The 23730-nt window shown below is 58.0% G+C and carries 34 protein-coding genes; 28 read left to right on the top strand and 6 right to left on the bottom strand.

Annotated features, from left to right (window positions below; translation table 11 throughout):
• The first annotated feature begins 28 nt into the window (after nt 1-28).
• The 23 genes from rplB (at nt 29) to rplQ (ending at nt 13085) form a co-directional block, all read left to right on the top strand.
• Nucleotides 29-865 (top strand): 50S ribosomal protein L2, encoded by an 837-nt coding sequence (gene rplB / locus CRO62_RS12930; RefSeq protein ID WP_003516146.1) that lies wholly within the window; start codon nt 29-31, stop codon nt 863-865.
• A gap of 15 nt (nt 866-880) precedes the next feature.
• Nucleotides 881-1159: a 30S ribosomal protein S19 gene (rpsS, locus tag CRO62_RS12925; protein ID WP_003507772.1), complete on the top strand. Its 279-nt coding sequence runs from the start codon at nt 881-883 to the stop codon at nt 1157-1159.
• A gap of 2 nt (nt 1160-1161) precedes the next feature.
• Nucleotides 1162-1551: a 50S ribosomal protein L22 gene (rplV, locus tag CRO62_RS12920; RefSeq protein WP_003495184.1), complete on the top strand. Its 390-nt coding sequence runs from the start codon at nt 1162-1164 to the stop codon at nt 1549-1551.
• Nucleotides 1551-2282: a 30S ribosomal protein S3 gene (gene rpsC, locus CRO62_RS12915; RefSeq protein ID WP_003516138.1), complete on the top strand. Its 732-nt coding sequence runs from the start codon at nt 1551-1553 to the stop codon at nt 2280-2282. Before rplV ends, rpsC begins: the two co-directional genes overlap by 1 nt.
• 38 nt (nt 2283-2320) lie before the next feature.
• Nucleotides 2321-2734 (top strand): 50S ribosomal protein L16, encoded by a 414-nt coding sequence (gene rplP / locus CRO62_RS12910; protein WP_003516136.1) that lies wholly within the window; start codon nt 2321-2323, stop codon nt 2732-2734.
• Between the two features lie 12 nt (nt 2735-2746).
• Nucleotides 2747-2947 (top strand): 50S ribosomal protein L29, encoded by a 201-nt coding sequence (gene rpmC / locus CRO62_RS12905; RefSeq protein WP_003495193.1) that lies wholly within the window; start codon nt 2747-2749, stop codon nt 2945-2947.
• 11 nt (nt 2948-2958) lie between these two features.
• Nucleotides 2959-3195 (top strand): 30S ribosomal protein S17, encoded by a 237-nt coding sequence (gene rpsQ, locus CRO62_RS12900; protein WP_003495195.1) that lies wholly within the window; start codon nt 2959-2961, stop codon nt 3193-3195.
• 234 nt (nt 3196-3429) lie between these two features.
• Nucleotides 3430-3798, top strand: a complete 369-nt coding sequence (gene rplN / locus CRO62_RS12895; RefSeq protein ID WP_003495199.1) for a 50S ribosomal protein L14 — start codon at nt 3430-3432, stop codon at nt 3796-3798.
• Nucleotides 3799-3810: 12 nt separating this feature from the next.
• The gene (gene rplX, locus CRO62_RS12890; RefSeq protein ID WP_003516133.1) at nt 3811-4119 is read left to right on the top strand and encodes a 50S ribosomal protein L24; all 309 of its coding nucleotides are present in this window, start codon (nt 3811-3813) and stop codon (nt 4117-4119) included.
• Nucleotides 4112-4666, top strand: coding sequence for a 50S ribosomal protein L5 (gene rplE, locus CRO62_RS12885; RefSeq protein ID WP_003495201.1), 555 nt, complete (start codon nt 4112-4114; stop codon nt 4664-4666). The genes rplX and rplE overlap by 8 nt, the downstream gene beginning before the upstream one ends.
• A 33-nt stretch (nt 4667-4699) precedes the next feature.
• Complete coding sequence (gene rpsN, locus CRO62_RS12880; protein WP_003495202.1) at nt 4700-5005, top strand: 30S ribosomal protein S14; 306 nt, start codon at nt 4700-4702, stop codon at nt 5003-5005.
• Between the two features lie 12 nt (nt 5006-5017).
• A complete protein-coding gene (rpsH, locus tag CRO62_RS12875; RefSeq protein ID WP_003516131.1) occupies nt 5018-5416 on the top strand; it encodes a 30S ribosomal protein S8 in 399 nt (132 codons plus the stop codon).
• A gap of 43 nt (nt 5417-5459) precedes the next feature.
• The gene (gene rplF / locus CRO62_RS12870; protein ID WP_003516129.1) at nt 5460-5993 is read left to right on the top strand and encodes a 50S ribosomal protein L6; all 534 of its coding nucleotides are present in this window, start codon (nt 5460-5462) and stop codon (nt 5991-5993) included.
• A gap of 12 nt (nt 5994-6005) precedes the next feature.
• Nucleotides 6006-6368, top strand: coding sequence for a 50S ribosomal protein L18 (rplR, locus tag CRO62_RS12865; RefSeq protein WP_003516127.1), 363 nt, complete (start codon nt 6006-6008; stop codon nt 6366-6368).
• A gap of 218 nt (nt 6369-6586) precedes the next feature.
• The gene (gene rpsE, locus CRO62_RS12860) at nt 6587-7156 is read left to right on the top strand and encodes a 30S ribosomal protein S5 (RefSeq protein ID WP_003516126.1); all 570 of its coding nucleotides are present in this window, start codon (nt 6587-6589) and stop codon (nt 7154-7156) included.
• Nucleotides 7157-7167: 11 nt separating this feature from the next.
• Nucleotides 7168-7374: a 50S ribosomal protein L30 gene (rpmD, locus tag CRO62_RS12855; protein WP_003495212.1), complete on the top strand. Its 207-nt coding sequence runs from the start codon at nt 7168-7170 to the stop codon at nt 7372-7374.
• 16 nt (nt 7375-7390) lie between these two features.
• Nucleotides 7391-7870: a 50S ribosomal protein L15 gene (gene rplO / locus CRO62_RS12850; RefSeq protein WP_003516125.1), complete on the top strand. Its 480-nt coding sequence runs from the start codon at nt 7391-7393 to the stop codon at nt 7868-7870.
• Nucleotides 7871-8203: 333 nt separating this feature from the next.
• Nucleotides 8204-9544, top strand: a complete 1341-nt coding sequence (secY, locus tag CRO62_RS12845; protein WP_003516124.1) for a preprotein translocase subunit SecY — start codon at nt 8204-8206, stop codon at nt 9542-9544.
• Complete coding sequence (locus tag CRO62_RS12840) at nt 9541-10131, top strand: adenylate kinase (RefSeq protein ID WP_097100522.1); 591 nt, start codon at nt 9541-9543, stop codon at nt 10129-10131. The genes secY and CRO62_RS12840 overlap by 4 nt, the downstream gene beginning before the upstream one ends.
• Before the next feature lie 307 nt (nt 10132-10438).
• Nucleotides 10439-10807, top strand: a complete 369-nt coding sequence (gene rpsM, locus CRO62_RS12835) for a 30S ribosomal protein S13 (RefSeq protein ID WP_003516122.1) — start codon at nt 10439-10441, stop codon at nt 10805-10807.
• A gap of 138 nt (nt 10808-10945) precedes the next feature.
• Nucleotides 10946-11335, top strand: a complete 390-nt coding sequence (gene rpsK, locus CRO62_RS12830; protein ID WP_003495225.1) for a 30S ribosomal protein S11 — start codon at nt 10946-10948, stop codon at nt 11333-11335.
• A gap of 195 nt (nt 11336-11530) precedes the next feature.
• The gene (locus CRO62_RS12825) at nt 11531-12541 is read left to right on the top strand and encodes a DNA-directed RNA polymerase subunit alpha (protein WP_003516121.1); all 1011 of its coding nucleotides are present in this window, start codon (nt 11531-11533) and stop codon (nt 12539-12541) included.
• Nucleotides 12542-12659: 118 nt separating this feature from the next.
• Nucleotides 12660-13085: a 50S ribosomal protein L17 gene (rplQ, locus tag CRO62_RS12820; protein WP_003495230.1), complete on the top strand. Its 426-nt coding sequence runs from the start codon at nt 12660-12662 to the stop codon at nt 13083-13085.
• Nucleotides 13086-13164: 79 nt separating this feature from the next.
• Here rplQ and CRO62_RS12815 read toward each other — a convergent pair whose 3' ends face one another.
• Both CRO62_RS12815 and CRO62_RS12810 read right to left on the bottom strand, forming a co-directional pair.
• Complete coding sequence (locus tag CRO62_RS12815; RefSeq protein WP_323455497.1) at nt 13165-13488, bottom strand: hypothetical protein; 324 nt, start codon at nt 13486-13488, stop codon at nt 13165-13167.
• Nucleotides 13489-13706: 218 nt separating this feature from the next.
• Complete coding sequence (locus CRO62_RS12810) at nt 13707-14579, bottom strand: DUF817 domain-containing protein (RefSeq protein ID WP_097100520.1); 873 nt, start codon at nt 14577-14579, stop codon at nt 13707-13709.
• A 57-nt stretch (nt 14580-14636) separates the two neighbouring features.
• On the opposite strand from CRO62_RS12810, the gene CRO62_RS12805 reads away from it, so the two are divergent.
• Nucleotides 14637-15065, top strand: a complete 429-nt coding sequence (locus CRO62_RS12805; RefSeq protein WP_097100519.1) for a DUF2809 domain-containing protein — start codon at nt 14637-14639, stop codon at nt 15063-15065.
• On the opposite strand, the gene msrQ is transcribed toward CRO62_RS12805, so the two are convergent.
• Together msrQ and msrP are read right to left on the bottom strand one after the other, a co-directional pair.
• Complete coding sequence (gene msrQ / locus CRO62_RS12800; RefSeq protein ID WP_179784517.1) at nt 15019-15657, bottom strand: protein-methionine-sulfoxide reductase heme-binding subunit MsrQ; 639 nt, start codon at nt 15655-15657, stop codon at nt 15019-15021. The two genes, CRO62_RS12805 and msrQ, sit on opposite strands and share 47 nt — an antisense overlap.
• A 2-nt stretch (nt 15658-15659) precedes the next feature.
• Complete coding sequence (msrP, locus tag CRO62_RS12795) at nt 15660-16601, bottom strand: protein-methionine-sulfoxide reductase catalytic subunit MsrP (protein ID WP_097100517.1); 942 nt, start codon at nt 16599-16601, stop codon at nt 15660-15662.
• Nucleotides 16602-16913: 312 nt separating this feature from the next.
• Here msrP and ilvD point away from each other — a divergent pair, with 312 nt between their 5' ends.
• Both ilvD and CRO62_RS12785 read left to right on the top strand, forming a co-directional pair.
• Complete coding sequence (ilvD, locus tag CRO62_RS12790; RefSeq protein ID WP_013636431.1) at nt 16914-18749, top strand: dihydroxy-acid dehydratase; 1836 nt, start codon at nt 16914-16916, stop codon at nt 18747-18749.
• A 264-nt stretch (nt 18750-19013) separates the two neighbouring features.
• The gene (locus tag CRO62_RS12785) at nt 19014-20015 is read left to right on the top strand and encodes a serine hydrolase domain-containing protein (protein ID WP_097100516.1); all 1002 of its coding nucleotides are present in this window, start codon (nt 19014-19016) and stop codon (nt 20013-20015) included.
• A gap of 3 nt (nt 20016-20018) precedes the next feature.
• Here CRO62_RS12785 and CRO62_RS12780 read toward each other — a convergent pair whose 3' ends face one another.
• Nucleotides 20019-20372 (bottom strand): lysozyme inhibitor LprI family protein, encoded by a 354-nt coding sequence (locus tag CRO62_RS12780; RefSeq protein ID WP_097100515.1) that lies wholly within the window; start codon nt 20370-20372, stop codon nt 20019-20021.
• A gap of 174 nt (nt 20373-20546) precedes the next feature.
• On the opposite strand from CRO62_RS12780, the gene CRO62_RS12775 reads away from it, so the two are divergent.
• Nucleotides 20547-21953, top strand: coding sequence for a DegQ family serine endoprotease (locus tag CRO62_RS12775; protein WP_097100514.1), 1407 nt, complete (start codon nt 20547-20549; stop codon nt 21951-21953).
• The gene (locus tag CRO62_RS12770) at nt 21950-23266 is read left to right on the top strand and encodes a replication-associated recombination protein A (protein WP_013636427.1); all 1317 of its coding nucleotides are present in this window, start codon (nt 21950-21952) and stop codon (nt 23264-23266) included. Before CRO62_RS12775 ends, CRO62_RS12770 begins: the two co-directional genes overlap by 4 nt.
• Nucleotides 23267-23347: 81 nt before the next feature.
• Here CRO62_RS12770 and CRO62_RS12765 read toward each other — a convergent pair whose 3' ends face one another.
• Entirely contained in the window at nt 23348-23662 is a 315-nt protein-coding gene (locus CRO62_RS12765) for a DUF1883 domain-containing protein (protein ID WP_013636426.1), read from the bottom strand.
• Nucleotides 23663-23730 lie beyond the last annotated feature (68 nt).

Below are 23730 nucleotides of genomic sequence, written 5' to 3'. Positions count from 1 at the left end.
GGGCAAAGACCCAAAAGGGAACAAGAATATGGCATTGAAAAGTTTCAATCCGACCACGCCAAGCCAGCGTCAGCTGGTTATCGTGGACCGCGCTTCGCTCTACAAGGGCAAGCCGGTAAAGGCTCTCACCCAGGGCCTCAGCTCCAAGGGTGGCCGCAACAACCAGGGCCGGATCACCGTCCGGTTCCAGGGTGGTGGTCACAAGCGGACCTATCGTCTGGTGGACTTCAAGCGTCGCAAGTTCGACGTTGAAGGCACCGTTGAACGTTTGGAATACGACCCCAACCGCACCGCGTTCATCGCGCTGGTTACGTATACCGACGGCGAACAGGCTTACATTCTCGCGCCACAGCGTCTCGCTGCCGGTGACAAGGTGATCGCCTCCGACAAGGCAGTGGACGTGAAGCCCGGCAACACCATGCCGCTTCAGTACATTCCGGTCGGTTCGATCATCCACAACGTCGAGATGAAGCCAGGTAAAGGCGGTCAGATTGCCCGCTCCGCCGGTACGTACGTCCAGCTCGTCGGCCGCGATGCCGGTATGGCTATCCTGCGTCTCAACTCGGGCGAACAGCGTCTGGTGCACGGCTCCTGCCTCGCATCGATCGGCGCAGTTTCGAACTCCGATCACGGCAACACCAACGACGGCAAGGCCGGTCGTTCGCGTTGGCGTGGCAAGCGTCCGCACGTTCGCGGCGTCGTCATGAACCCGGTCGACCACCCGCACGGTGGTGGTGAAGGTCGCACGTCGGGTGGTCGTCACCCGGTTACTCCGTGGGGTAAACCCACGAAGGGCAAGCGCACCCGTTCGAACAAGTCGACCGACAAGTTCATCATGCGTTCGCGCCATCAGCGCAAGAAGTAAGAGGAGAAGTCTCAAGTGGCTCGTTCAGTTTGGAAAGGTCCGTTTGTTGACGGCTATCTTCTCACTAAGGCTGAGAAGGTGCGCGAAAGCGGACGCAATGAAGTAATCAAGATCTGGAGCCGTCGCTCCACGATCCTGCCGCAGTTCGTCGGATTGACGTTTGGCGTCTACAACGGCAGCAAGCATGTGCCCGTCTCTGTCAATGAAGACATGGTCGGACACAAGTTCGGTGAATTCTCTCCGACCCGTACCTATTACGGTCACGGCGCGGACAAGAAGGCAAAGAGGAAGTAATCATGGCGAAGGCTAAGACCGAACGCCGGCTGAAGGACAATGAGGCTCAGGCCATTGCCCGTACGCTCCGCGTCAGCCCCCAGAAACTGAACCTGGTTGCCGCTCTTATCCGTGGCAAGAAGGTTGATCGCGCTCTCGCCGAGCTCGAATTCTCCCGCAAGCGCATCGCAGGGACCGTCAAGAAGACGCTCGAATCTGCGATTGCCAATGCGGAAAACAACCATGACCTCGACGTCGACGCTCTCGTCGTCGCCGAGGCCTATGTTGGCAAGTCCATCACCATGAAGCGTTTCCACGCTCGTGGCCGTGGTCGTGCATCCCGCATTGAAAAGCCGTTCTCTCACCTCACGATCGTTGTTCGTGAAGTTGAGGAAAAAGGGGAGGCCGCATAATGGGTCAGAAAATCAATCCGATCGGCTTCCGCCTCGGCATCAACCGTACCTGGGATAGCCGCTGGTACGCTGACACCGCTGAATACGGCAAGCTGCTGCACGAAGACCTGAAGATCCGGGCTTACCTGATCAAGGAACTCAAGCAGGCCGGTATCGCCAAGGTGGTCATCGAGCGTCCGCACAAGAAGTGCCGCGTTACGATCCATTCGGCTCGTCCGGGTCTCATCATCGGCAAGAAGGGCGCGGACATCGAGAAGCTTCGCAAGAAGCTTTCCGAGATGACCAACTCCGAAACGCACCTCAACATCGTTGAAGTGCGCAAGCCGGAAATCGACGCGACTCTCGTCGCTCAGTCGATCGCCCAGCAGCTCGAGCGCCGCGTGGCTTTCCGCCGTGCGATGAAGCGTTCGGTTCAGTCCGCAATGCGTCTTGGCGCCGAAGGCATCAAGATCACCTGCGGTGGCCGTCTCGGTGGCGCCGAAATCGCTCGTACCGAATGGTACCGCGAAGGACGCGTTCCGCTGCACACGCTGCGTGCGGACATCGACTACGGCACAGCTGAAGCGGAAACCGCGTTCGGCATCTGCGGCATCAAGGTCTGGATCTTCAAGGGCGAAATCCTTGAGCACGATCCGATGGCTTCTGAGCGTCGTGGTCTCGAAGGCGATGCTCAGGGCCCTGCAAGCCGTGAGCGTGGCGATCGTCCCGATCGTCGTCGCGAAAACGCTTGATTGACGCTGGCGAAAGATAAGCTCGGAGAAGTAAGAAAATGTTGCAGCCAAAGCGTACTAAGTACCGCAAGCAGTTCAAGGGACGCATCAAGGGCGTCGCCAAGGGCGGCTTTGACCTGGCATTCGGTGAATTCGGCTTGAAGTCGCAGGAACCGAACCGCGTGAACGCACGCGAGATCGAAGCGGCCCGCCGCGCGATCACGCGTTACATGAAGCGCGCAGGTCGTGTGTGGATCCGCGTATTCCCAGACGTTCCGGTAACGGCAAAGCCGACCGAAGTTCGTATGGGTAAGGGCAAGGGTTCGGTCGAATACTGGGCATGCAAGGTCAAGCCCGGTCGTATGATGTTCGAGATCGACGGTGTGTCCGAGGAGATCGCCCGCGAGGCGCTTCGTCTCGGCGCTGCCAAGCTCTCGGTCAAGACGCGCTTCGTACAGCGCATCGCAGAGTAAGGAGCAAGGCACATGAAAGCCGATGAAGTTCGCGGCCTCAGCGCCGACCAGCTCAAGGACAAGCTCGCCGATCTGAAGAAGGAGCAGTTCAACCTGCGCTTCCAGAAGGCGACTGGCCAGCTGGAGAAGTCCTCGCGCATCAACGAAGTCCGCAAGGACATCGCCCGCGTTAAAACCATTGCCCGCCAGAAGGCGGCAGAAGCCAAGGCCTAAGGAAAAATAATATGCCGAAACGCATTCTGCAGGGCGTCGTAGTGTCCGACAAGAACGAGAAGACTGTTGTAGTCCGGGTTGAGCGCCGATTCGCTCACCCGCTGCTCCAGAAGACCGTTCGCCGTTCGAAGAAGTACAAGGCACACGACGAAAACAATCAGTATAAGGTCGGCGATGTCGTTTCCATCGAGGAATGCGCACCGATCTCCAAGGACAAGCGCTGGACGGTCGTTTCCGCCCAGGCTTAATTTCATCAGAATCGCGCCAGGTCTCTTGTACTTGGCGCGAAATACTGTATGAAGCACCGCAAGGACGCTCGTGAATCGAGCGTCTTTTGCTTTGATGCGCACGGAAGGTCCTTCGGGAAACCACCCTGTCACGACATTTCCGCGCAAAAAAAGAGACATTCATAAGCTGGGGCAGGGGGCTCACTCGGGAGAGTTTGCCCAACCGTTCCGGTAACAACAAGAAGGCGACCTGACATGATTCAGATGCAAACAAACCTCGACGTGGCGGATAATTCCGGCGCACGTCGTGTCATGTGCATCAAGGTGCTGGGCGGCTCGAAGCGCAAATATGCTTCTGTTGGCGACATTATTGTCGTTTCCATCAAGGAAGCTATTCCGCGCGGCCGCGTCAAGAAGGGCGATGTGATGAAGGCGGTTGTCGTTCGCACCGCCAAGGACATCCGTCGCGCTGACGGCAGCGTCATCCGTTTCGATAACAACGCAGCCGTTCTTATCGACAACAAGAAAGAGCCCATCGGCACCCGTATCTTCGGACCGGTTCCGCGCGAACTTCGCGCCAAGAACCACATGAAGATCATCTCGCTGGCTCCGGAAGTACTGTAAGGAGCGTATGCGATGCAGAAAATTCGTAAAGGCGACAACGTTGTCGTATTGACCGGTAAGGACAAGGGCCGTACCGGCGAAGTAATCCAGGTTTTGCCGAAGGAAGATCGGGCCGTTGTGCGTGGCGTTAACATGGTGAAGCGTCACCAGCGCCAGACCCAGGCTCAGGAAGCTGGCATCATCAACAAGGAAGCGTCCTTGCACATCTCCAACATTGCCATCGTCGATAAGGATGGCAAGCCGACCCGCGTTGGCTTTACTGTTGTAGACGGCAAGAAGGTCCGCGTGGCCAAGCGTTCGGGAGAAGTGATCGATGGCTGATAAGTACGAGCCGCGTCTCAAGACGGAGTACGTTTCCCGTATCCGTGGCGCCATGCAGGAGAAGTTCTCCTACGCCAACGTGATGATGATCCCGAAGCTTGAAAAGATCGTGATCAACATGGGTGTTGGCGAGGCAACTGCCGACTCCAAGAAGCCAACCATTGCTGCCGGTGACCTGGCTGCGATTGCCGGCCAGAAGCCGGTTGTTACCCGCGCTCGCAACTCGATCGCTGGTTTCAAGGTTCGCGAAGGCATGCCGATCGGTGCGAAGGTTACCCTTCGTGGCGCCCGCATGTATGAATTCCTTGATCGCCTGGTCAACATCGCGCTGCCGCGCGTTCGCGACTTCCGGGGTCTGAACCCGAAGAGCTTTGACGGCCGTGGCAACTTCGCCATGGGCATCAAGGAACACATTGTGTTCCCTGAGATCAACTACGATAAGGTTGATCAGATGTGGGGCATGGACATCATCGTTTGCACGACGGCGACGTCGGACGACGAAGCACGGGCTCTGCTTACAGAGTTCAACTTCCCGTTCCGTCACTAACCGTAACGACGAGCGTAGAAAAGGAACTCCGATATGGCGAAAACAAGCGCAGTTGAAAAGAACAAGCGCCGCCGCAAGTCGGTCGCCCAGCAGGCCACCAAGCGGGCTGCACTGAAGGCGATCGTGATGAACCAGTCCCTTCCGATCGAAGACCGGTTCAAGGCCACTCTGAAGCTCGCTTCGCTGCCGCGTGACGGCTCGAAGACGCGTATCCGCAACCGCTGCGAAGTAACGGGCCGTCCGCGCGCGTTCTATCGCAAACTCAAGATGTCGCGTATCGCGCTTCGTGAGCTGGGCAATTCCGGCAAGGTGCCGGGCATTGTCAAGTCGAGCTGGTAAGGAGACGGGCACATGACCATGACTGATCCTTTGGGTGATATGCTCACCCGCATCCGCAATGGTGCTGCTCGCCGTAAGTCTTCGGTAAGCACGCCTGCTTCCAGCCTCCGCGCACGCGTTCTCGACGTGCTGCAGGCTGAAGGCTACATTCGCGGTTATTCCAAGGTCGATTTCGAAAACGGCAAGGCCGAATTCACGATCGAACTGAAGTACTACGAAGGCGCGTCCGTGATCCGTGAGATCGGCCGCGTTTCCAAGCCGGGCCGCCGAGTTTATGTCTCGGTTAAGTCCATTCCGCAGGTCGCGAACGGCCTCGGCATCACCATCCTTTCGACCCCGAAGGGCGTGATGGCCGATCACCAAGCTCGCGAACAGAACGTTGGTGGCGAGGTTCTTTGCTCGGTCTTCTAAGACCCGAGCACGGATCTCCATAACGAACAGACAGGATTGAACAATGTCTCGTATCGGTAAAAAGCCCGTTCAGGTTCCAGCAGGTGTTACGGCCAATGTCGACGGCCAGAAGGTCACTGCTAAGGGCCCGAAGGGTGAACTGTTTTTCGTCGCTAATGACGACATCCAGCTGAAACTCGAAGATAATGGCGTTTCCGTAACGCCGGCCAACAACACCAAGGAAGCTCGTTCCAAGTGGGGCATGTCCCGCACGATGATCGAGAACATCTTCAAGGGTGTTAAGGACGGCTACGAACGCAAGCTCGAAATCAACGGCGTCGGTTACCGTGCCGCCCTGCAGGGCAAGAACCTGCAGCTGGCTCTCGGTTTCAGCCACGATGTTGTTTACGAGCCTCCGGTCGGCATCACCATTGCCGTTCCGAAGCCGACGGAAATCATCGTTTCCGGCATCAACAAGCAGCAGGTTGGCCAGGTTGCCGCGGAAATCCGCGAATACCGTGGTCCCGAGCCCTACAAGGGCAAGGGCGTGAAGTACGCTGAAGAGCGTATCGTCCGCAAAGAAGGCAAGAAGAAGTAAGGATCACGCGAAATGGCTAGCAGGAAAGAAGCACTTGCACGTCGCGCGAGCCGTGTGCGCCGCCAGATCAAGGCGGTTGCCAATGGCCGCCCGCGCCTGTCGGTTCATCGCTCGTCGAAGAACATCTACGCTCAGATCATCGATGACGTTGCTGGCAAGACGCTTGCGTCTGCCTCCACGCTCGAAGCCGATCTGCGCGGCTCGCTCAAGACCGGCGCCGACGTTGCAGCAGCAGCTGTCGTAGGCAAGCTGGTTGCAGAGCGTGGCGTCAAGGCTGGCGTCAAGGATGTCGTATTCGACCGTGGCGCATTCATCTATCACGGCCGTATCAAGGCTGTGGCAGAAGCTGCCCGCGAAGGCGGTCTGAACTTCTGAGTGCTTGACCCTTTCGATTGTTTGCAATCGAAAGAAAGGATCATGCACCACTTAAGATTCTGCAGCGTCCTTTGCGTGTCGGTTTCGACACGCGGCGCTGCAGTTTCCGCCCTGACAACGATCCGGGCGGAATTTCACCGGGCCATGCGGGTCTCTTCATCGAGGCCGGTGGTCTTTTCGTTTGCCGTTCCACCCGTAAAAGAAAAAGGACAAGGACAATGGCACAGGAAAAAAGAGGTTCTCGCGACGACCGCCAGAACCGTGAAGAACGCGATAGCGAATTCGTCGACAAGCTGGTCGCGATTAACCGCGTTGCAAAGGTTGTTAAGGGTGGCCGTCGCTTTGGCTTCGCCGCTCTCGTCGTCGTCGGCGACCAGAAGGGCCGCGTTGGCTTCGGTCACGGCAAGGCTCGCGAAGTTCCGGAAGCCATCCGTAAGGCAACCGAGAGCGCAAAGCGCGATCTGATCTTCGTTCCGCTGCGCGATGGCCGCACGCTGCATCATGACGTCAATGGCCGTCACGGCGCAGGCAAGGTTCTGCTGCGTTCGGCCAAGGCCGGTACCGGTATCATCGCCGGTGGTCCGATGCGCGCTGTTTTCGAAACGCTGGGCGTTCATGACGTTGTTGCCAAGTCGACCGGTTCTTCGAACCCGTACAACATGGTTCGCGCAACGTTCGACGCTCTGAAGCATCAGGTTCATCCTAAGGACATCGCTGCACAGCGTGGTCTCAAGTATGCGACCCTTCAGTCTCGCCGTGCCGCTTCCGGCAACGCTTCTGAAGAATAAGGAGCTGGATCATGGCCAAGAAGACTACTGAAGCCAAAAAGACTGTTACGGTCGAACAGATCGGCAGCCCTATCCGCCGCCCGGCAATCCAGCGTCAGACGCTGGTCGGTCTGGGTCTCAACAAGATGCACCGTCAGCGCACCCTGGAAGATACTCCTGCGGTTCGCGGCATGATCCGTGCGGTCCAGCATCTCGTTCGCGTCGTTGACGAGAAGTGAGACGGAGTAACCTATCATGAAACTCAATGAAATCAGAGACAACGAAGGCTCCACCAAGGACCGTATCCGCGTAGGTCGCGGTATCGGTTCCGGCAAGGGCAAGACCGGTGGTCGCGGTGTGAAGGGTCAGAAGGCTCGTTCGGGCGTCGCCATCAACGGTTTTGAAGGCGGTCAGATGCCAATCTACCGTCGTCTTCCGAAGCGCGGTTTTAATAACATTTTCGCTTCCGAATTTGCTGTTGTATCGCTCGGCCGCATTCAGACCGCCATCGATGCCAAGAAGCTCGACGCTTCCGCAACGATCGATGCTGCTGCTCTCAAGGCTGCTGGCGTTATCCGTCGCACCAAGGACGGCGTTCGCATTCTCGCTGACGGCGAACTGACGAGCAAGGTTGCTTTTGAAGTTGCCGGCGCTTCCAAGCCTGCACTCGAAAAGATTGAGAAGGCTGGCAGCTCTATCAAGCTTCTCGCAGTTGCAGCTGAAGCTTCCGAGTAATATATAGACTTCAGACGCCCGGGGCATAGTCGCTCCGGGCGTTTGCGCTCCCTGGCTTATGATGCTCTCGATTTAAATCGATTTATTGTGGCATTATGGCAAACTCTTCGCGGTGCAGCTGTTATGCGCGCCACATGCGGCATAAAGTGCCGCAGGGAGAGCCTCACAGTTCTTGAACTTCCTTGAGGGAGGGGATAGGACATAAAAAAACAGGGTGAGGCATGATGGCGGCGCAAAGCCGTGTTCGTCCGAAGCCCGTTTTTGAACCGGTATTTTTAGACCTTTCCGCATTGGCCGGTTTCGCTGGCCGGCAAGGGTCATTCGGAGAAATTTATGGCTTCAGCAGCGGAACAACTGGCTTCGAACCTGAATTTTTCGACCTTCGCTAAGGCGGAGGATCTGAAAAAGCGTCTCTGGTTTACTCTTGCCGCACTTCTCGTCTACCGTCTTGGTACCCACATTCCGCTTCCGGGTCTGAACCCAGAAGCCTATGCGCAGGCCTTCCGTGGCCAGGCCAACGGTATTCTCGGTCTTTTCAACATGTTTGCGGGTGGCGCCGTCGAGCGCATGGCGATCTTCGCCCTCGGCATCATGCCTTACATCTCCGCTTCGATCATCGTGCAGCTCATGACCTCGGTCGTGCCTTCGCTCGAAGCGTTGAAGAAGGAAGGCGAAGCCGGACGCAAGATCATCAACCAGTACACGCGCTACGGCACGGTACTGCTTGGCACCCTGCAGGCCTACGGCATCGCTGTCGGCCTTGAGAGCGGCAACGGCCTCGTAGTCGATCCTGGCCTGTTCTTCCGTATTTCCACCGTCATCACGCTGCTCGGCGGCACGATGTTCCTGATGTGGCTTGGCGAACAGATTACCTCGCGCGGCATCGGCAACGGTATTTCGCTCATCATCTTTGCCGGTATTGCCGCAGGTCTGCCCAAGGCGCTTGCCGGCACGCTGGAACTCGGCCGCACCGGTGCGCTGTCGACAACGCTCATCCTCATGGTCGTTATCGTGGCAATCGGCGTCATCGCGCTGATCGTTTTCGTGGAACGCGCCCAGCGCCGTCTGCTGATACAATATCCGAAACGTCAGGTCGGCAACCGGATGTTCCAGGGCGATACCTCGCATCTGCCGCTGAAGCTCAACACGGCTGGCGTTATTCCCGCGATCTTCGCATCCTCGCTGCTGCTTCTGCCTGCGACGGCTGCCGGTTTTGCCGGAAACACCAACCTGCCGGGCTGGGCAACCTCGATCATCGCGTCGCTGCAGCATGGACAGCCGCTGTTCATGGCGCTCTACGGCCTGCTCATCGCGTTCTTTGCATTTTTCTACACGGCTATCGTCTTCAATCCGAAGGACACGGCCGATAACCTCAAGAAGCACGGCGGCTTCATTCCGGGCATTCGTCCGGGCGAGCGCACCGCGGAGTACATCGATTACGTTCTGACCCGTATCACGGTTGTCGGCGCTGTTTATCTTGTCTTCGTATGTATCCTTCCTGAGACACTTATCGCACGTACGGGCATTCCATTAGCCCTTGGTGGTACTTCGCTTTTGATCGTTGTCAGTGTAACTCTGGACACGGTTGCGCAAATTCAGGGTCACCTGATCGCGCAGCAGTATGAAGGACTGATCAAGAAGTCGAAGTTGCGTGGAGGAAAGAGGGGACGATGAGACTGATATTTTTAGGTCCGCCGGGTGCGGGCAAGGGAACCCAGGCCAAACGCCTGACTGACAAGTATGGGATCCCGCAGCTTTCCACCGGTGACATGCTTCGCGCTGCGGTTAGCGCGGGCACGGAAATAGGCAAGCGCGCCAAGGCCGTCATGGACGCCGGCGGGCTGGTTTCCGACGATATCGTCAATCAGATCGTTTCCGAACGCATCGAAGCTCCGGACTGTGCCAAGGGTTTCATTCTCGATGGCTATCCGCGCACCGTTCCGCAGGCCAAGGCGCTTGCCGAGAACATGCACAAGAAGAACGTCGCCCTCGATGCCGTCATCGAACTGAAGGTGGACGAGGAGGCGCTGATTCGCCGAATCGAAAATCGTGTTGCAGAGACCATCGCTGCCGGTGGCACGGTTCGTTCCGACGACAATCCGGAAGCATTCCGCAAGCGGCTGACGGAGTATCGCGAGAAGACTGCGCCGCTATCGCAATATTACAGCGAGCAGGGCGAACTTGTGACGCTGGATGGCATGGCTGATGTCGATGCCGTCACCGCGGACATCGAACGGGTTCTGGAAAAGGCCTCGGCCTGATGGTTGGAGCGGGATGGTGAAAACCGCAGGCGGTTTTCCCGGCAAGTCTTGTGCTCCTGATATGGCGTATCCTTTGGATCGCAAAAGAATCTTGGCGGAGCCGGTTGCTTTTTAGCGCTGATTCCGTTAAACACCGCGCCAACTCGCGACATCCCAAGCGACTGGCGCGGATTTCCCTTAAGGGAGGGAAATCCGGGTTCGGTCGTGTTGACTTGTCACGGACATCAATTTTGAACTGGCGGTCGTGTCGGCCGCTCGAATGGAATCACCACTTGCCGGATGGCAACTGGAACCAAGGAGAAAAGACGTGGCACGTATCGCTGGCGTCAACATCCCGACTGCAAAGCGCGTTGTTATTGCGCTGACGTATATTCACGGGATTGGTCCGAAATTCGCGCAGGAAATCATGGACAAGGTCGGTCTTCCGGCTGACAAGCGCGTTCATCAGCTTACGGATGCTGAAGTTCTTCAGATCCGCGAAGCCATCGACCGCGACTATCAGGTCGAAGGCGATCTTCGTCGCGAGACCTCGATGAACATCAAGCGTCTGATGGACCTCGGCTGCTACCGCGGCCTGCGTCACCGTCGTGGCCTTCCGGTCCGCGGTCAGCGCACGCACACCAACGCCCGCACCCGTAAGGGTCCGGCGAAGGCTATCGCTGGTAAGAAGAAGTAATTTTCCGGTTCTCCGGAAAGGAGAGGCTGGTGCGGTCTGCGCCAGCCTTTCTGAGTTTGGCGTGAAGCTCGGAAACGGGTCGATCGCCGGTGTAGCTGCTGGTGTTACGGCGGTGAAGAGATCAATGAAAGGTATAAAATGGCCAAGGAAGCCGCACGCGTTCGCCGTCGCGAACGTAAAAATATCACGTCGGGCGTCGCGCATGTCAACTCGACCTTCAACAACACGATGATCACCATCACCGACGCACAGGGCAATGCTATTGCCTGGTCGTCCGCTGGTGCCAAGGGCTTCAAGGGTTCGCGCAAGTCGACCCCGTTTGCTGCCCAGATCGCTGCTGAAGATTGCGCGAAGAAGGCTCAGGAACACGGCATGAAGTCGCTTGAAGTTGAAGTTTGCGGTCCGGGTTCCGGCCGTGAATCGGCACTTCGCGCTCTGCAGGCTGCCGGTTTCATGATCACCTCCATTCGCGACGTGACGCCGATCCCGCACAACGGTTGCCGTCCGCGCAAGAAGCGCCGCGTCTGACGCGACCGTGGTTCGGAAATTCCGCCTTTCCTTCGGTCTGGCGGAATTTTCGTGTATCTGGCGTGTGCGCGTCGATTTCGATCGACGGACTTGCGCTCAAGAACCCACTGATGAACCGCTGAATTAGGTTCCTCTCAGTGTTTTCATGCTCGGTCCGTCACGATTGGATGGTGGCGGCGAACGGAAGGTTTAAAGATGATTCAGAAGAACTGGCAGGAACTTATCAAGCCGAACAAGGTCGAGTTCACCTCGTCCAGCCGCACCAAGGCAACGCTCGTTGCCGAGCCGCTGGAGCGTGGTTTCGGTCTTACCCTCGGCAACGCGCTGCGTCGCGTTCTGTTGTCTTCTCTGCGTGGTGCCGCTGTTACGGCCGTGCAGATCGACGGTGTCCTGCACGAATTCTCCTCCATCCCCGGCGTTCGGGAAGATGTGACGGATATCGTGCTCAACATCAAGGAAATCGCCATCAAGATGGATGGTGACGATTCCAAGCGCATGGTCGTGCGCAAGCAGGGTCCGGGTTCGGTAACCGCTGGTGACATCCAGACGGTTGGCGACATCGAGATCCTGAACCCCGACCACGTGATCTGCACGCTGGACGAGGGCGCTGAAATCCGCATGGAATTCACCGTCAACAACGGCAAGGGTTACGTACCGGCTGAGCGCAACCGCGCGGAAGATGCCCCGATTGGCCTCATTCCGGTGGACAGCCTGTATTCTCCGGTCAAGAAAGTGTCCTACAAGGTGGAAAACACCCGTGAAGGCCAGGTTCTCGACTATGACAAGCTGATCATGACGATCGAGACCAACGGTTCGGTTTCCGGCGAAGACGCCGTTGCCTTCGCCGCTCGCATTCTTCAGGACCAGCTCGGCGTCTTCGTCAACTTCGACGAGCCGCAGAAGGAAGCAGAAGAAGAATCGGTTACCGAACTCGCGTTCAACCCGGCGCTTCTCAAGAAGGTCGACGAGCTGGAGCTGTCCGTTCGTTCGGCAAACTGCCTGAAGAACGACAACATCGTTTATATCGGCGACCTGATCCAGAAGACCGAAGCCGAAATGCTTCGCACGCCGAACTTTGGTCGCAAGTCGCTGAACGAAATCAAGGAAGTTCTCGCTTCCATGGGTCTGCACCTCGGTATGGAAGTACCGGCATGGCCGCCTGAGAACATCGAAGATCTCGCAAAGCGTTACGAAGACCAATACTAACAAACAAGAAGGCAGACCTTAAAGACTGCCTTTCCCCGTCAAACAGCAGATAAGTCATCTGCATGTGCCAGGAAACGGCAGGCCTTAGAGAAGGCACCTGCGTAGAAGGAGAATAGCAATGCGCCACGGTAATTCAGGCCGCAAGCTCAATAGAACCGCCAGCCACCGCAAGGCAATGTTTGCCAACATGGCTGCTTCGCTCATCACCCATGAGCAGATCGTCACCACCCTTCCTAAGGCGAAGGAAATCCGTCCGATCGTCGAGCGTCTCGTGACGCTTGGCAAGCGCGGCGACCTGCACGCTCGTCGTCAGGCGATCTCGCAGATCAAGGATCAGGACGCTGTTCGCAAGCTGTTCGACGCGATCGCTTCGCGTTACGCAACCCGCAACGGCGGCTACCTGCGTATCATGAAGGCTGGCTTCCGCCAGGGCGACAACGCGGCTCTCGCCGTTGTTGAATTCGTCGAGCGTGACGTTGACGCCAAGGGCGCAGCTGACAAGGCTCGCGTTGCTGCGGAAGCTGCTGCTGCCGAAGCTGCGTAAGGTCTGACGCCGTTCAGGTGTCGTGAATTAAAAAGCCGGGTGAGAGATCACCCGGCTTTTTTATTTTCCAAAAGAATAGTCATGAACGACGCAGATAGTAACCGTCAGTGCCGTCGTCACCTTCGATCAACTCGACGGTCCGGTTGAGAAGCCATCTAATTCCCTTACCTTCGGCACCAAATTCAGCATTGGATGTGTTCCAAAGATTTACAATCAAGCTATCTGAAACATCAGAGCGCAACAGGGATGCAAGGAATGTATGGAGCTCATTTCGCTCCTTTTTGGTTAAGTGATACAAACCTAAAAGTAAGACGCCATCCAAGCTTTCGAGCATTTCGAAGTCTTGGATCATATAGCCTGTAAATTTCAGGAATACGGGTGCGGGTGTAATGGTCTTTTTCACAATATCGGCGTTCCGAGGGTAAGCTGTATCAACATAGAAGCCATTAGAGCGGCTGGCGTCGTGAACAATAAATACGCCAACTTCGTAATTTTCGCTTGTCTTGTATATCGCTCGATAGATTTTTGGCAGGATTTACTTAATGATATCTAAGCTATTCCTCTCTATCGGCTCGATGTCCTGCAATCGTAGTTTTTAACGATGCTTGGAAAGCGCTCGCTTCACTCCGGAACGTGGATGCGACCCTTGATGTGCTTGAGTTGCGCGACAATCGTAAACGTCATGATGACCAGCAGCGACCACGAACTCCACTTGCCGATATGCACCACGGACCAGGCGCCGATCTGATCGGGATATTTCCAGATACCGAAGAATGTGGAGATGTTTTCCGCCAGCCAGACGAAAAACCCTATCAGGACGAAGGAGAGAAGCAGCGGCATCTTTCGATCCCGATCATAGGGACGGTAGACCACCGTTGCGCGGGAATAGAGGCCGATGGCGCAGGCGGCGATGTACCAGCGGTAGTCACCGATAAAGTGGTGGGTGAAGAAGTTGGCGTAGATGGCGATGCCGATCAGCGTTGCCATCCAATAGGTGGGATAATTGCGAATGCGCACATCCAGCAGGCGCCACGCCTGGATGATGTAGCTGCCGACGGCGGCGTACATGAAGCCGGAAAAGAGCGGCACGCCGAGGACCTTGCTATAGGCGAAGTCGGGGTAGGACCAGGACTGGATAGCGCTTGACGTCTTGAACACCTCAAGCGCGAAGCCGACGATATGGAACAGCAGGATGGCCTTGGCCTCGTCAAGCGTTTCCAGCCTGCTCCAGATCATGAAGAACTGGATGCCGAGCGCGACGATCAGCAGCACGTCATAACGCGGAATGCCAAATACCCCACCATGCGGCACCACGAAGATGGAAATGAAGAACAATCCCGCAAACAGGCAGGCACGGGCCTCCTTGATGCCGAAATAGAGAAATTCGATGACAAAGCGCCTGATGCCCTTGAGTTCGCCCCAAGGATAGGTATCGCACAGAAGATTGTCCAAAACCGAGAGGCGGGTTGCGGCTGGGCCTGTTGCTGTGCTCATGTTCGCGCCTCGATTTGTATCCGTTAAATTTTCATACGAAAACCGGAAGGAACTCGCATGGGTCCGTCACGCCTTTCCCCGCCTTATTTTGCCCGCATCCGGCTTTTGGCGGCGGCCATGATTGTGATCATTGGCGGTCTTTGCTTGCGGGCGTTCGGCTACGAGGTGGGATTGCCGTTCGTGGCGGTAAAATATGGCGGATCCGTGCTCTGGGGGGCGATGGTCTATCTGCTGCTGGCGGCCATCCTTCCGTCCCGCTGGTACGGTTACGAGGTTCACATCGCCGTCATCGTCGTCGTCGTCGTGGAATTGATCCGGCTCGTTCATTTCCCGGCGCTGGACGCGTTTCGCGCAACGGCGGCCGGAGCTTTGCTGCTCGGCCGCGTTTTCTCGGTGTGGAATATCGTCTGTTATATCGGCGGGATCGCGGTGGCGTCCTTTACGTCCGGACGGGGCTTGCGCGCTTATTCCTCTTCGCCGCCATGATCGAAGGCCGCACCAGCCGATACCCGAGCAACACCACCATCGTACTGATATAAAACACCGGCTCGAGCGTGATCGATTTTCGCGCCAGCACGAAATGCAGCACGCCGACGATGAGCACGAGATAGACGAGTTTGTGCAGCGTGTTCCAGCGGCTGCCGAGACGGCGAATTGACCAGCGGTTAGAGGTCAGCGCCAGCGGAATGAGCATGATGAGCCCCGCCATGCCGAGCATGATGTAGGGGCGTTTGAGAATGTCGCCGGCGATGGAGCTGAGGATGAGGCCGCGATCCAGCACCAGATAGACGGTGAAATGGGCGAGCACATAATAAAAGGCGATCAGTCCCAGCGCCCGGCGATAGGCGATGAGGTTGACGTTGAAGAGATCGCGCAGCGGCGTCACCAGCAGGCCGAGGCACAGAAAGCGCAGCGCCCAGATGCCGAGCAGGTGCTCGAAATCTTTGACCGGGTTAAAGCCGAGGCCGCCGGTTGCAGCGAGGTAGAAATACCAGACGCCCGGACAGAGGCCGATGACATAGAGCGACCAGATGGCGGCCGGCTGGTAGCGCTTCGGAAGCGAAAAGGCGAGGGCCATGGTCAGTAATTCGCTTTCAGGTCAAGCCCGGTATAGAGGCTTGCCACCTCGTCATAGCCGTTGAACAACAGGGTAGGGCGGTTCTGGGTGCCGAAAAAGCCGCCTTCGCCGATGCGCTGTTCCGTTGCCTGGCTCCAGCGCGGATGGTCCACATGCGGATTGACGTTGGAATAGAAACCGTATTCGCGGGCGTTGGAGTTTTTCCACGTCGTTTCCGGCTGTTTCTCGACAAGCGAAATACGGACGATGGATTTGATGCCCTTGAAGCCGTATTTCCAGGGAACGACGAGGCGAATGGGCGCGCCATTCTGGTTCGGCAGGGTTTCGCCATATAGTCCAACGGCGAGAATGGTCAGAGGATGGCGGGCCTCATCTAGGCGCAGACCTTCGACATAGGGCCAGGACAGAGGCTGGAACAGGCCGCTCTGGCCCGGCATTTCCTCCGGCCGCACCACGGTTTCGAAGGACACGTATTTTGCGCTACCGAGTGGCTCCACCTTGTCGAGAAGTGCGGCGAGGGGGAAACCGATCCACGGAATGACCATCGACCAGCCCTCGACGCAGCGCATGCGATAGGTGCGCTCCTCTAGCTGATATTTCATCAGCTCTTCGATGCCGAATTCCTGCGGTTTGGAGACAAGGCCATCCACCTTCACCGTCCAGGGGGTGGGCTTGAACTTGCCGGAATTTTCCTTCGGGTCGGATTTGCCCACTCCGAACTCATAGAAATTATTGTAGCTGGTGACGGCATCGAGCGGGGTGAGCTTCTCATCCAGCTTGTAGGCGCCTGCTTTAGCAGCAAGCGGAGTGGCGACAGCCTCGCGGCCGGAAAGCCCGATTGCCGCAAGCCCCGCCGCCGTGCCGAGAAAGCCGCGTCTCGAGAGGTATATATTCTTCGGCGTGATTTCTCCTGCCGGGATGAGGGGCGGACGATAGGCGGGCATTTCAACCTCCACAAAAGCCGGGTGCATCGGCGATAAATCGATTATGATAGGCTATACGGCCGCTGCACAGATATGTTTCAGCACTCTGCGCAAAAACAGCGGCCGGGCGGCGAAAATCGCGCATTTGTGATGACAGGCCGCGGGAATTGCAACATTCAAACTGGGCGTACCGTACCGAACCGTACTGTTTTGCCCGAAGGTGACAGTGACAGGGCTTACGGTTTGCGCTAGAAAAACCGCAAAATAGGGCGAGGGTATTTTGACCGCGGTGCGGGAATGCGCTGTTCTGCCCAAGAGATCGAGGAAAACACCATGCCAGTCTATCGCTCCAGAACGACAACCCACGGCCGCAACATGGCGGGCGCGCGCGGCCTATGGCGCGCCACCGGCATGAAGGACAGCGATTTCGGCAAGCCCATCATCGCGGTAGTCAATTCCTTTACGCAGTTTGTTCCGGGCCATGTGCATCTGAAGGATCTCGGCCAGCTCGTTGCGCGTGAAATCGAGGCGGCCGGTGGCGTCGCCAAGGAATTCAACACCATCGCTGTCGATGACGGCATCGCCATGGGCCATGACGGCATGCTTTATTCGCTGCCGTCGCGCGAAATCATCGCTGACTCGGTCGAATACATGGTAAACGCCCATTGCGCCGACGCGATGGTGTGCATTTCCAACTGCGACAAGATCACGCCCGGCATGCTGAATGCGGCGATGCGCCTCAACATTCCCGCCGTCTTCGTTTCCGGTGGTCCGATGGAAGCGGGCAAGGTCGTTCTGCATGGCAAGACAGTCGCGCTCGATCTGGTTGACGCCATGGTCGCAGCTGCCGATGACAAGATTTCCGATGAGGACGTCAAGATCATCGAGCGTTCCGCTTGCCCGACCTGCGGTTCCTGTTCCGGCATGTTCACCGCCAATTCCATGAACTGTCTGACCGAAGCGCTAGGCCTGTCATTGCCCGGCAACGGTTCGACGCTTGCCACCCATTCGGACCGCAAACGCCTGTTCGTCGAGGCCGGTCACCTGATCGTCGATCTGGCGCGTCGTTATTACGAGCAGGACGACGAGACCGTTCTGCCGCGCACCATTGCCAACAAGGCGGCGTTTGAAAACGCCATGTCACTGGATATCGCCATGGGCGGTTCCACCAACACGGTGCTGCATATTCTGGCGGCAGCGCATGAGGGCGGTGTCGATTTCGGCATGGAAGACATCGACCGTCTTTCCCGCAAGGTTCCCTGCCTTTCCAAGGTCGCGCCTGCCAAGCAGGACGTGCACATGGAAGACGTTCACCGCGCCGGCGGCATCATGCGCATTCTCGGCGAGCTGGATCGCGGCGGCCTTCTCAATCGCGATACCTACACGGTGCACGAGGCGACGCTGGGCGATGCCATCGACCGTTGGGACATCACCCGCACCAACAGCGAAACCGTGCGGCAGTTCTTCAAGGCTGCCCCCGGCGGCGTGCCGACGCAGGTGGCCTTCAGCCAGTCGTCGCGCTGGGACGATCTGGATACGGACGGTGAAAACGGCGTTATCCGCTCGGTTGAAAAGCCGTTCTCCAAGGATGGCGGTCTGGCCGTGCTTTATGGCAACATCGCGCTTGATGGCTGCATCGTGAAGACAGCGGGTGTCGACGAATCCATCCTGAAATTCAGCGGTCCGGCGGTTGTTTACGAAAGCCAGGACGCGGCGGTGAAGGGCATTCTTTCCAACGAGGTCAAGGCAGGTGATGTCGTCGTCATTCGTTACGAAGGCCCAAAGGGCGGCCCCGGAATGCAGGAAATGCTCTATCCGACCAGCTACCTAAAGTCCAAGGGCCTCGGTAAAGCCTGCGCGCTGATCACCGACGGACGTTTTTCGGGCGGCACCTCCGGCCTGTCCATCGGCCATGCCTCGCCGGAAGCGGCGCAGGGCGGTGCTATCGGCCTCGTGCGTCAGGGCGACTTGATCGAGATCGATATTCCCAACCGCACGATCAACCTCAAAGTTACGGATGCGGAACTGGCAGCCCGCCGCGCCGAGCAGGATCAGCTCGGCTGGAAGCCTGCGGAGTTCCGCAAGCGCAACGTCACGACAGCGCTGAAGGCCTATGCGGCTTTTGCGTCCAGTGCCGACAAGGGTGCTGTTCGGATTTTGCCGGAGTAATCTGGCGGGCAGGGTCCTACATTGCAGGCAGCCTGAGCCGCTCTTCTGAGCGGCTTTTTCTTGTTCTGACCCAGATTACGCGCGTCGTTAAGAAACAGATTCAATTGCCTCAGAGCTTGATTCTCCAAGCTCGCGCAACACGCTGTTTCTCCACCGTAAATTCTAAACCATCCGGCCGTCCACCCTCCATGCCAGCAGTCACATTGGAGTGATGTTCCGTCACTTGCCCTTTTCCAACGCGCCGCGATGCCTAACTTCAGCATCATGAAAAGACGAACCGCACTTGGCCTTATCGCATCCCTGCCTTTCGCCCGCCTTGCCCACGGGCAAACACCCGGCAATGGCGCCCGCTTCAGTCCATTGCTCAACGAGGCGGATGGGCTTTCGAGCCTGAAAGCCATCATCGTCAGTATTGACGGCGAGGAGGTGGCCAGCCGTGCCTATCACGGCGCCAGCCTTATGGGTTCCACCAACATCAAGTCGGCCTCGAAATCGGTGATTTCCGCGCTGGTCGGCATGGCGATCGATCGCAAGATATTGGCCGGGGCGGATCAGCCGATTGCCACGATCCTGCGCAGCGATTTTCCGCCGAACCCCGATGCGCGTCTGGAAAGGGTTACCATCGGCAACCTGCTTTCCATGCAGTCCGGTCTGGAACGAATGTCCGGCCCGAACTACGGCCGCTGGGTCGCAAGCCGCAACTGGGTGCGAATGGCGCTGGGGTCGGGTTTTGCCGGAGAGCCGGGCGGCGGCATGCTTTACTCCACCGGTTCCACGCATCTGCTTTCGGCGATTTTGACCAAGGCATCCGGCCGTTCGACGCTGTCGCTGGCGCGCGACTGGTTCCGGCCGCTGGAGGGCTTCTCAATCGGCGGCTGGGAGCGCGACCCGCAGGGCATCTATCTGGGCGGCAACCAGATGGCGATGACGGCGCGGTCGCTGCTGGCTTTCGGCGAGCTTTACCGGCTGGGCGGGGTAACGCCAGGCGGAGAGCGTCTGATTTCGCAGAGCTGGATCGATCAATCCTGGCAGCGACGCACCAATTCCGTCTTCAACGGCGATGGTTACGGCTATTGCTGGTTCATCAAGGAGATGGCGGGCGAGACGGTTTATTATGCCTGGGGCTACGGCGGGCAGATGCTCTATATCGTCCCCGCCAAACGGCTTTCGGTGGTTATGACGTCCCGTGAAGACGCGCCTTCGGCGAGAACCGGTTATCGCGACCAATTGCATGGGCTGATGGAGAATATCATTCGCGTGGCGTGAAAATCAAAGCGGTCTGTTTATGCTCTGAAAAGCTTCCCCGAGCCGCTTCATGCGCTCCTCATAGGCATTTGTGATGCAGGCGACATCCGCGTTGCATTCCTGGCGCTTTTTCAACCACTGGCTCTGCTCTTCGCGCAAGGTGTCGCGTGCGCCCATCGCCATCAGTTGTGTCAGGATGTCGAAGGTGGTGACCATCTTCACGTCCTGATCGTTGAGGGCGCGGTTGTCGCAGATCGCCTTTTCATCCGCGGCGAGATCCGGCTTCGTGCAATCAAAGCTGGCGGCGTTGGCGGGCGAACCCAGTGAAGCGCAGGCGAGGAGGATGCCGGAGGCAAGGATTGTCTGTTTCAGGTGCATGGGTCGTCTCATTTTGAGGACAGGCTCGTGTGGGTGAAACCGAAATGGGGTGCTGTTGGTTCCACCTGCACAAGCCGGTCGTCGTATGAAAAAGATCGGCCATGATCTTGCCGCGCTTTGCTTTATAGGCTTTCGCGTTATAACTCCATCATACTGATGAGGATGAGGAATCACATGCAGAGCGTGCTGAAGTATCTGTCCACCGGCTTTCTTGCGGCGCTGCTTCTCGTTCCGGTCGGAGCGCAGGCGCAGGACAACAAGACCGTGCCCGCAAGCCACACGGAAATGCAGCTTTCCTTCGCGCCGCTGGTCAAGCGTACCGCAGGCGCTGTGGTGAATGTCTATGCCGAACGCATCGTGCAGCGGCGCTCGTCGCCCTTTGCCGGTGACCCGTTCTTCGAACAGTTCTTCGGCCAGCAGATGCCGAACCGCACGGAGAAACAGTCCTCGCTCGGATCGGGTGTGATCGTGACGGCCGGCGGCCTCGTGGTGACCAACAATCATGTCATCGATGGTGCCGACGACATCAAGGTGGCGCTGGCGGATGGGCGTGAATTCTCCTCCAAGGTGCTGCTGAAGGACGACCGGGTCGATCTTGCCATTCTGCAGATCGACGCGAAGGAACAGTTTCCGGTGCTTTCGCTTGGCAATTCGGATGCCATTGAAGTCGGCGATCTCGTGCTTGCCATCGGCAACCCCTTCGGTGTCGGCCAGACGGTAACGAGCGGCATCGTCTCGGGACTGGCGCGCAACCAGGTGACGCAGGGCGATTTCGGCTTCTTCATCCAGACAGACGCCTCCATCAACCCCGGCAATTCCGGCGGTGCGCTGATGAACATGGCGGGTGAGTTGATCGGCATCAACACCGCCATCTTCTCCAAGGGCGGCGGGTCGAACGGCATCGGTTTTGCCATTCCCGCCAACCTTGTCCGCGTTTTCGTTGCCGCCGCCGAGCGTGGCGACGCGAACTTCCAGCGGCCCTATATCGGCGCGACCTTCGATCCCGTCACCTCCGACGTTGCCGAGGCGCTTGGCCTGCACCGTGCGCGCGGTGCGCTCGTCGTCAGCGTCGTCAAGGGGGGGCCGGCGGAGAAGGCCGGCATCGAGCCGGGGCAGGTCGTAACGGCGGTCAACGGTTTCGAGGTGGAGCATCCCGATGCACTCGGTTATCGCCTCACGACGGCTGGCATCGGCAAGTCTGCCGAATTGACGCTGGTGGAGAAGGGCAAAGAGAAGAAGGTGACCATTGCGCTCGACACGGCGCCGGAAACCGCGCCGCGTGACGAACGGCTGCTGGAGGGACGCAATCCCCTGGCGGGCGCAACTGTCGCCAATCTCTCGCCGAAGCTTGCGGATGAACTGCGCATGCCTTCGCAGGTGACCGGCGTCGTCGTCACCGATGTGAAGCGCGGTTCGCCGGCCTATCGGGTCGGTTTCCAGCCGAAGGACGTCATCCTGTCGCTGAACGGCTCGGATATCGGCTCCACAGCTGCGGTCGAAAAGGCGCTGGATGACAATCCCGGCTTCTGGCGGGTGGAAATCCTGCGTGACGGTCAACGCATCCGGCAGTTCCTGCGATGAGCGATGACCTCTTTGCCCCACAGGTGCCTGTCGAGGTTGCCAACCGGCGGCCTCTTGCCGACCGCCTGCGGCCGAAGACGCTGGCGGAGGTGACCGGGCAGCCGCATCTGACGGGTGAAGAGGGCGTGCTGCGCCGTATGATAGATAGCGGCTCACTCGGATCGATGATCTTCTGGGGGCCGCCCGGCACCGGCAAGACGACGGTCGCCCGTCTGCTTTCGGGCGAGGCCGGGCTGGCTTTCGAACAGATTTCGGCGATCTTTTCCGGTGTTGCCGATCTTAAGAAGGTTTTCGAGGCAGCACGTACACGCCGGATGAACGGCCGGCAGACGCTGCTTTTTGTTGACGAGATCCATCGTTTCAACCGTGCCCAGCAGGACAGCTTCCTGCCGGTCATGGAAGACGGCACCATCATTCTTGTGGGTGCAACCACCGAAAACCCGTCCTTTGAACTGAATGCCGCTCTTTTGTCGCGGGCGCGTGTCCTCACGTTCGGTTCGCATGATGAGGAGAGCCTGGGCGAACTTTTAAAGCGCGCCGAAGAGGCGGAGGGCAAGCCTCTGCCGCTGACCGAGGAGGCGCGTGCCAGCCTGATCCGGATGGCTGATGGCGATGGCCGCGCCGTGCTGACGCTTGCCGAAGAGGTCTGGCGTGCGGCGCGCAAGGACGAGACTTTCGATACCGAAGGGCTGACGCGTATCGTGCAGCGGCGCGCGCCGGTTTACGACAAGGGACAGGACGGCCACTACAATCTGATTTCCGCGCTGCATAAATCGGTGCGCGGTTCGGATCCGGATGCGGCGCTCTATTATCTCTGCCGCATGTTCGATGCCGGCGAGGACCCGCTCTTTATCGGAAGGCGGTTGGTGCGCATGGCGGTGGAGGATATCGGCCTTGCCGATCCACAGGCGCTTGCCGTCTGCAATGCCGCCAAGGACGCCTATGATTATCTGGGGTCACCGGAAGGCGAACTGGCGCTGGCGCAGGCCTGCGTCTATCTCGCCACCGCGCCGAAATCGAATGCCGTTTATACAGCCTTCAAATCGGCGATGCGGGCGGCCAAGGAAAACGGCTCGCTGGTGCCGCCAAAGCATATTCTGAACGCGCCCACAAAGCTGATGAAGGGCGAGGGTTACGGTGACGGTTACCGTTACGACCATGACGAGCCGGATGCCTTTTCGGGACAGGACTATTTTCCGGAAAAAATGGGTCGCAAGACGTTTTACGATCCGCCCGACAGGGGTTTCGAGCGGGACATCCGCAAGCGTCTCGACTGGTGGGCGAAGCTGCGCCGCGAGCGCGGTTCGCGTTAAAAAGCTCTCTTCACAAAAAGAATCAGGCGCTTGCCAAAGTGAGTCGTAAAACCGCGCCATCCAACTGTTTCCAAAGGGAAATCAGGATGCCTTGCGATGTTGTATGACCTGCGACGGCGCAGGCAGCATCTTGACCGAGGATTCCGCCAGACCGCTATGCCCTTCGGCATCGATCACCAGATGCCAGTGCAAGGTCTCGGGAATGCTGATGCGGATCGGCGATTTTTTCGCGACGCCGCCGAGATATTTGAAATCGAGCAATTCGGTGAAACGCTGGAAATTTGCGCCTGTCATCAGCCGTACATTGTTGACGGCCGACAGGGACACCTCAATGGTCGTCCCAGCCCGCAACTCCTTCAGGTCATAATGTGTAAAGCGGAAATTCGGCCGTGACATTGCGCGTCTCCCTGTACCTGTATTTTGGCAAAAGAGGATAGGACGTCAGGGTTAACGAGCTCTTTAAA

It is taken from the genome of Rhizobium sp. AN6A (assembly GCF_900215635.1).
Classification (GTDB): Bacteria; Pseudomonadota; Alphaproteobacteria; order Rhizobiales; family Rhizobiaceae; genus Agrobacterium; species Agrobacterium tumefaciens.
The sequence above is the reverse complement of the archived record's forward strand: the minus strand, read 5'-3'. Positions and strand labels throughout refer to the sequence as shown.

Coding starts and splice junctions, on each gene's coding strand:
- CRO62_RS12775 (WP_097100514.1), top strand. CDS start 20,547: ATGCAGAGCGTGCTGAAGTATCTGTCCACCGGCTTTCTTGCGGCGCTG.
- CRO62_RS12810 (WP_097100520.1), bottom strand. CDS start 14,579: ATGAGCACAGCAACAGGCCCAGCCGCAACCCGCCTCTCGGTTTTGGAC.
- CRO62_RS12785 (WP_097100516.1), top strand. CDS start 19,014: ATGAAAAGACGAACCGCACTTGGCCTTATCGCATCCCTGCCTTTCGCC.
- msrQ (WP_179784517.1), bottom strand. CDS start 15,657: ATGGCCCTCGCCTTTTCGCTTCCGAAGCGCTACCAGCCGGCCGCCATC.
- rpsK (WP_003495225.1), top strand. CDS start 10,946: ATGGCCAAGGAAGCCGCACGCGTTCGCCGTCGCGAACGTAAAAATATC.
- rplN (WP_003495199.1), top strand. CDS start 3,430: ATGATTCAGATGCAAACAAACCTCGACGTGGCGGATAATTCCGGCGCA.
- rplQ (WP_003495230.1), top strand. CDS start 12,660: ATGCGCCACGGTAATTCAGGCCGCAAGCTCAATAGAACCGCCAGCCAC.
- rpmD (WP_003495212.1), top strand. CDS start 7,168: ATGGCCAAGAAGACTACTGAAGCCAAAAAGACTGTTACGGTCGAACAG.
- rpsN (WP_003495202.1), top strand. CDS start 4,700: ATGGCGAAAACAAGCGCAGTTGAAAAGAACAAGCGCCGCCGCAAGTCG.
- ilvD (WP_013636431.1), top strand. CDS start 16,914: ATGCCAGTCTATCGCTCCAGAACGACAACCCACGGCCGCAACATGGCG.
- rplV (WP_003495184.1), top strand. CDS start 1,162: ATGGCGAAGGCTAAGACCGAACGCCGGCTGAAGGACAATGAGGCTCAG.
- CRO62_RS12780 (WP_097100515.1), bottom strand. CDS start 20,372: ATGCACCTGAAACAGACAATCCTTGCCTCCGGCATCCTCCTCGCCTGC.
- rplO (WP_003516125.1), top strand. CDS start 7,391: ATGAAACTCAATGAAATCAGAGACAACGAAGGCTCCACCAAGGACCGT.
- CRO62_RS12805 (WP_097100519.1), top strand. CDS start 14,637: ATGGGTCCGTCACGCCTTTCCCCGCCTTATTTTGCCCGCATCCGGCTT.
- rplX (WP_003516133.1), top strand. CDS start 3,811: ATGCAGAAAATTCGTAAAGGCGACAACGTTGTCGTATTGACCGGTAAG.
- CRO62_RS12825 (WP_003516121.1), top strand. CDS start 11,531: ATGATTCAGAAGAACTGGCAGGAACTTATCAAGCCGAACAAGGTCGAG.
- rplP (WP_003516136.1), top strand. CDS start 2,321: ATGTTGCAGCCAAAGCGTACTAAGTACCGCAAGCAGTTCAAGGGACGC.
- rpsE (WP_003516126.1), top strand. CDS start 6,587: ATGGCACAGGAAAAAAGAGGTTCTCGCGACGACCGCCAGAACCGTGAA.
- rpsQ (WP_003495195.1), top strand. CDS start 2,959: ATGCCGAAACGCATTCTGCAGGGCGTCGTAGTGTCCGACAAGAACGAG.
- msrP (WP_097100517.1), bottom strand. CDS start 16,601: ATGCCCGCCTATCGTCCGCCCCTCATCCCGGCAGGAGAAATCACGCCG.
- rpsH (WP_003516131.1), top strand. CDS start 5,018: ATGACCATGACTGATCCTTTGGGTGATATGCTCACCCGCATCCGCAAT.
- CRO62_RS12840 (WP_097100522.1), top strand. CDS start 9,541: ATGAGACTGATATTTTTAGGTCCGCCGGGTGCGGGCAAGGGAACCCAG.
- rpsC (WP_003516138.1), top strand. CDS start 1,551: ATGGGTCAGAAAATCAATCCGATCGGCTTCCGCCTCGGCATCAACCGT.
- rplB (WP_003516146.1), top strand. CDS start 29: ATGGCATTGAAAAGTTTCAATCCGACCACGCCAAGCCAGCGTCAGCTG.
- CRO62_RS12765 (WP_013636426.1), bottom strand. CDS start 23,662: ATGTCACGGCCGAATTTCCGCTTTACACATTATGACCTGAAGGAGTTG.
- rplR (WP_003516127.1), top strand. CDS start 6,006: ATGGCTAGCAGGAAAGAAGCACTTGCACGTCGCGCGAGCCGTGTGCGC.
- rplE (WP_003495201.1), top strand. CDS start 4,112: ATGGCTGATAAGTACGAGCCGCGTCTCAAGACGGAGTACGTTTCCCGT.
- secY (WP_003516124.1), top strand. CDS start 8,204: ATGGCTTCAGCAGCGGAACAACTGGCTTCGAACCTGAATTTTTCGACC.
- CRO62_RS12770 (WP_013636427.1), top strand. CDS start 21,950: ATGAGCGATGACCTCTTTGCCCCACAGGTGCCTGTCGAGGTTGCCAAC.
- rplF (WP_003516129.1), top strand. CDS start 5,460: ATGTCTCGTATCGGTAAAAAGCCCGTTCAGGTTCCAGCAGGTGTTACG.
- rpmC (WP_003495193.1), top strand. CDS start 2,747: ATGAAAGCCGATGAAGTTCGCGGCCTCAGCGCCGACCAGCTCAAGGAC.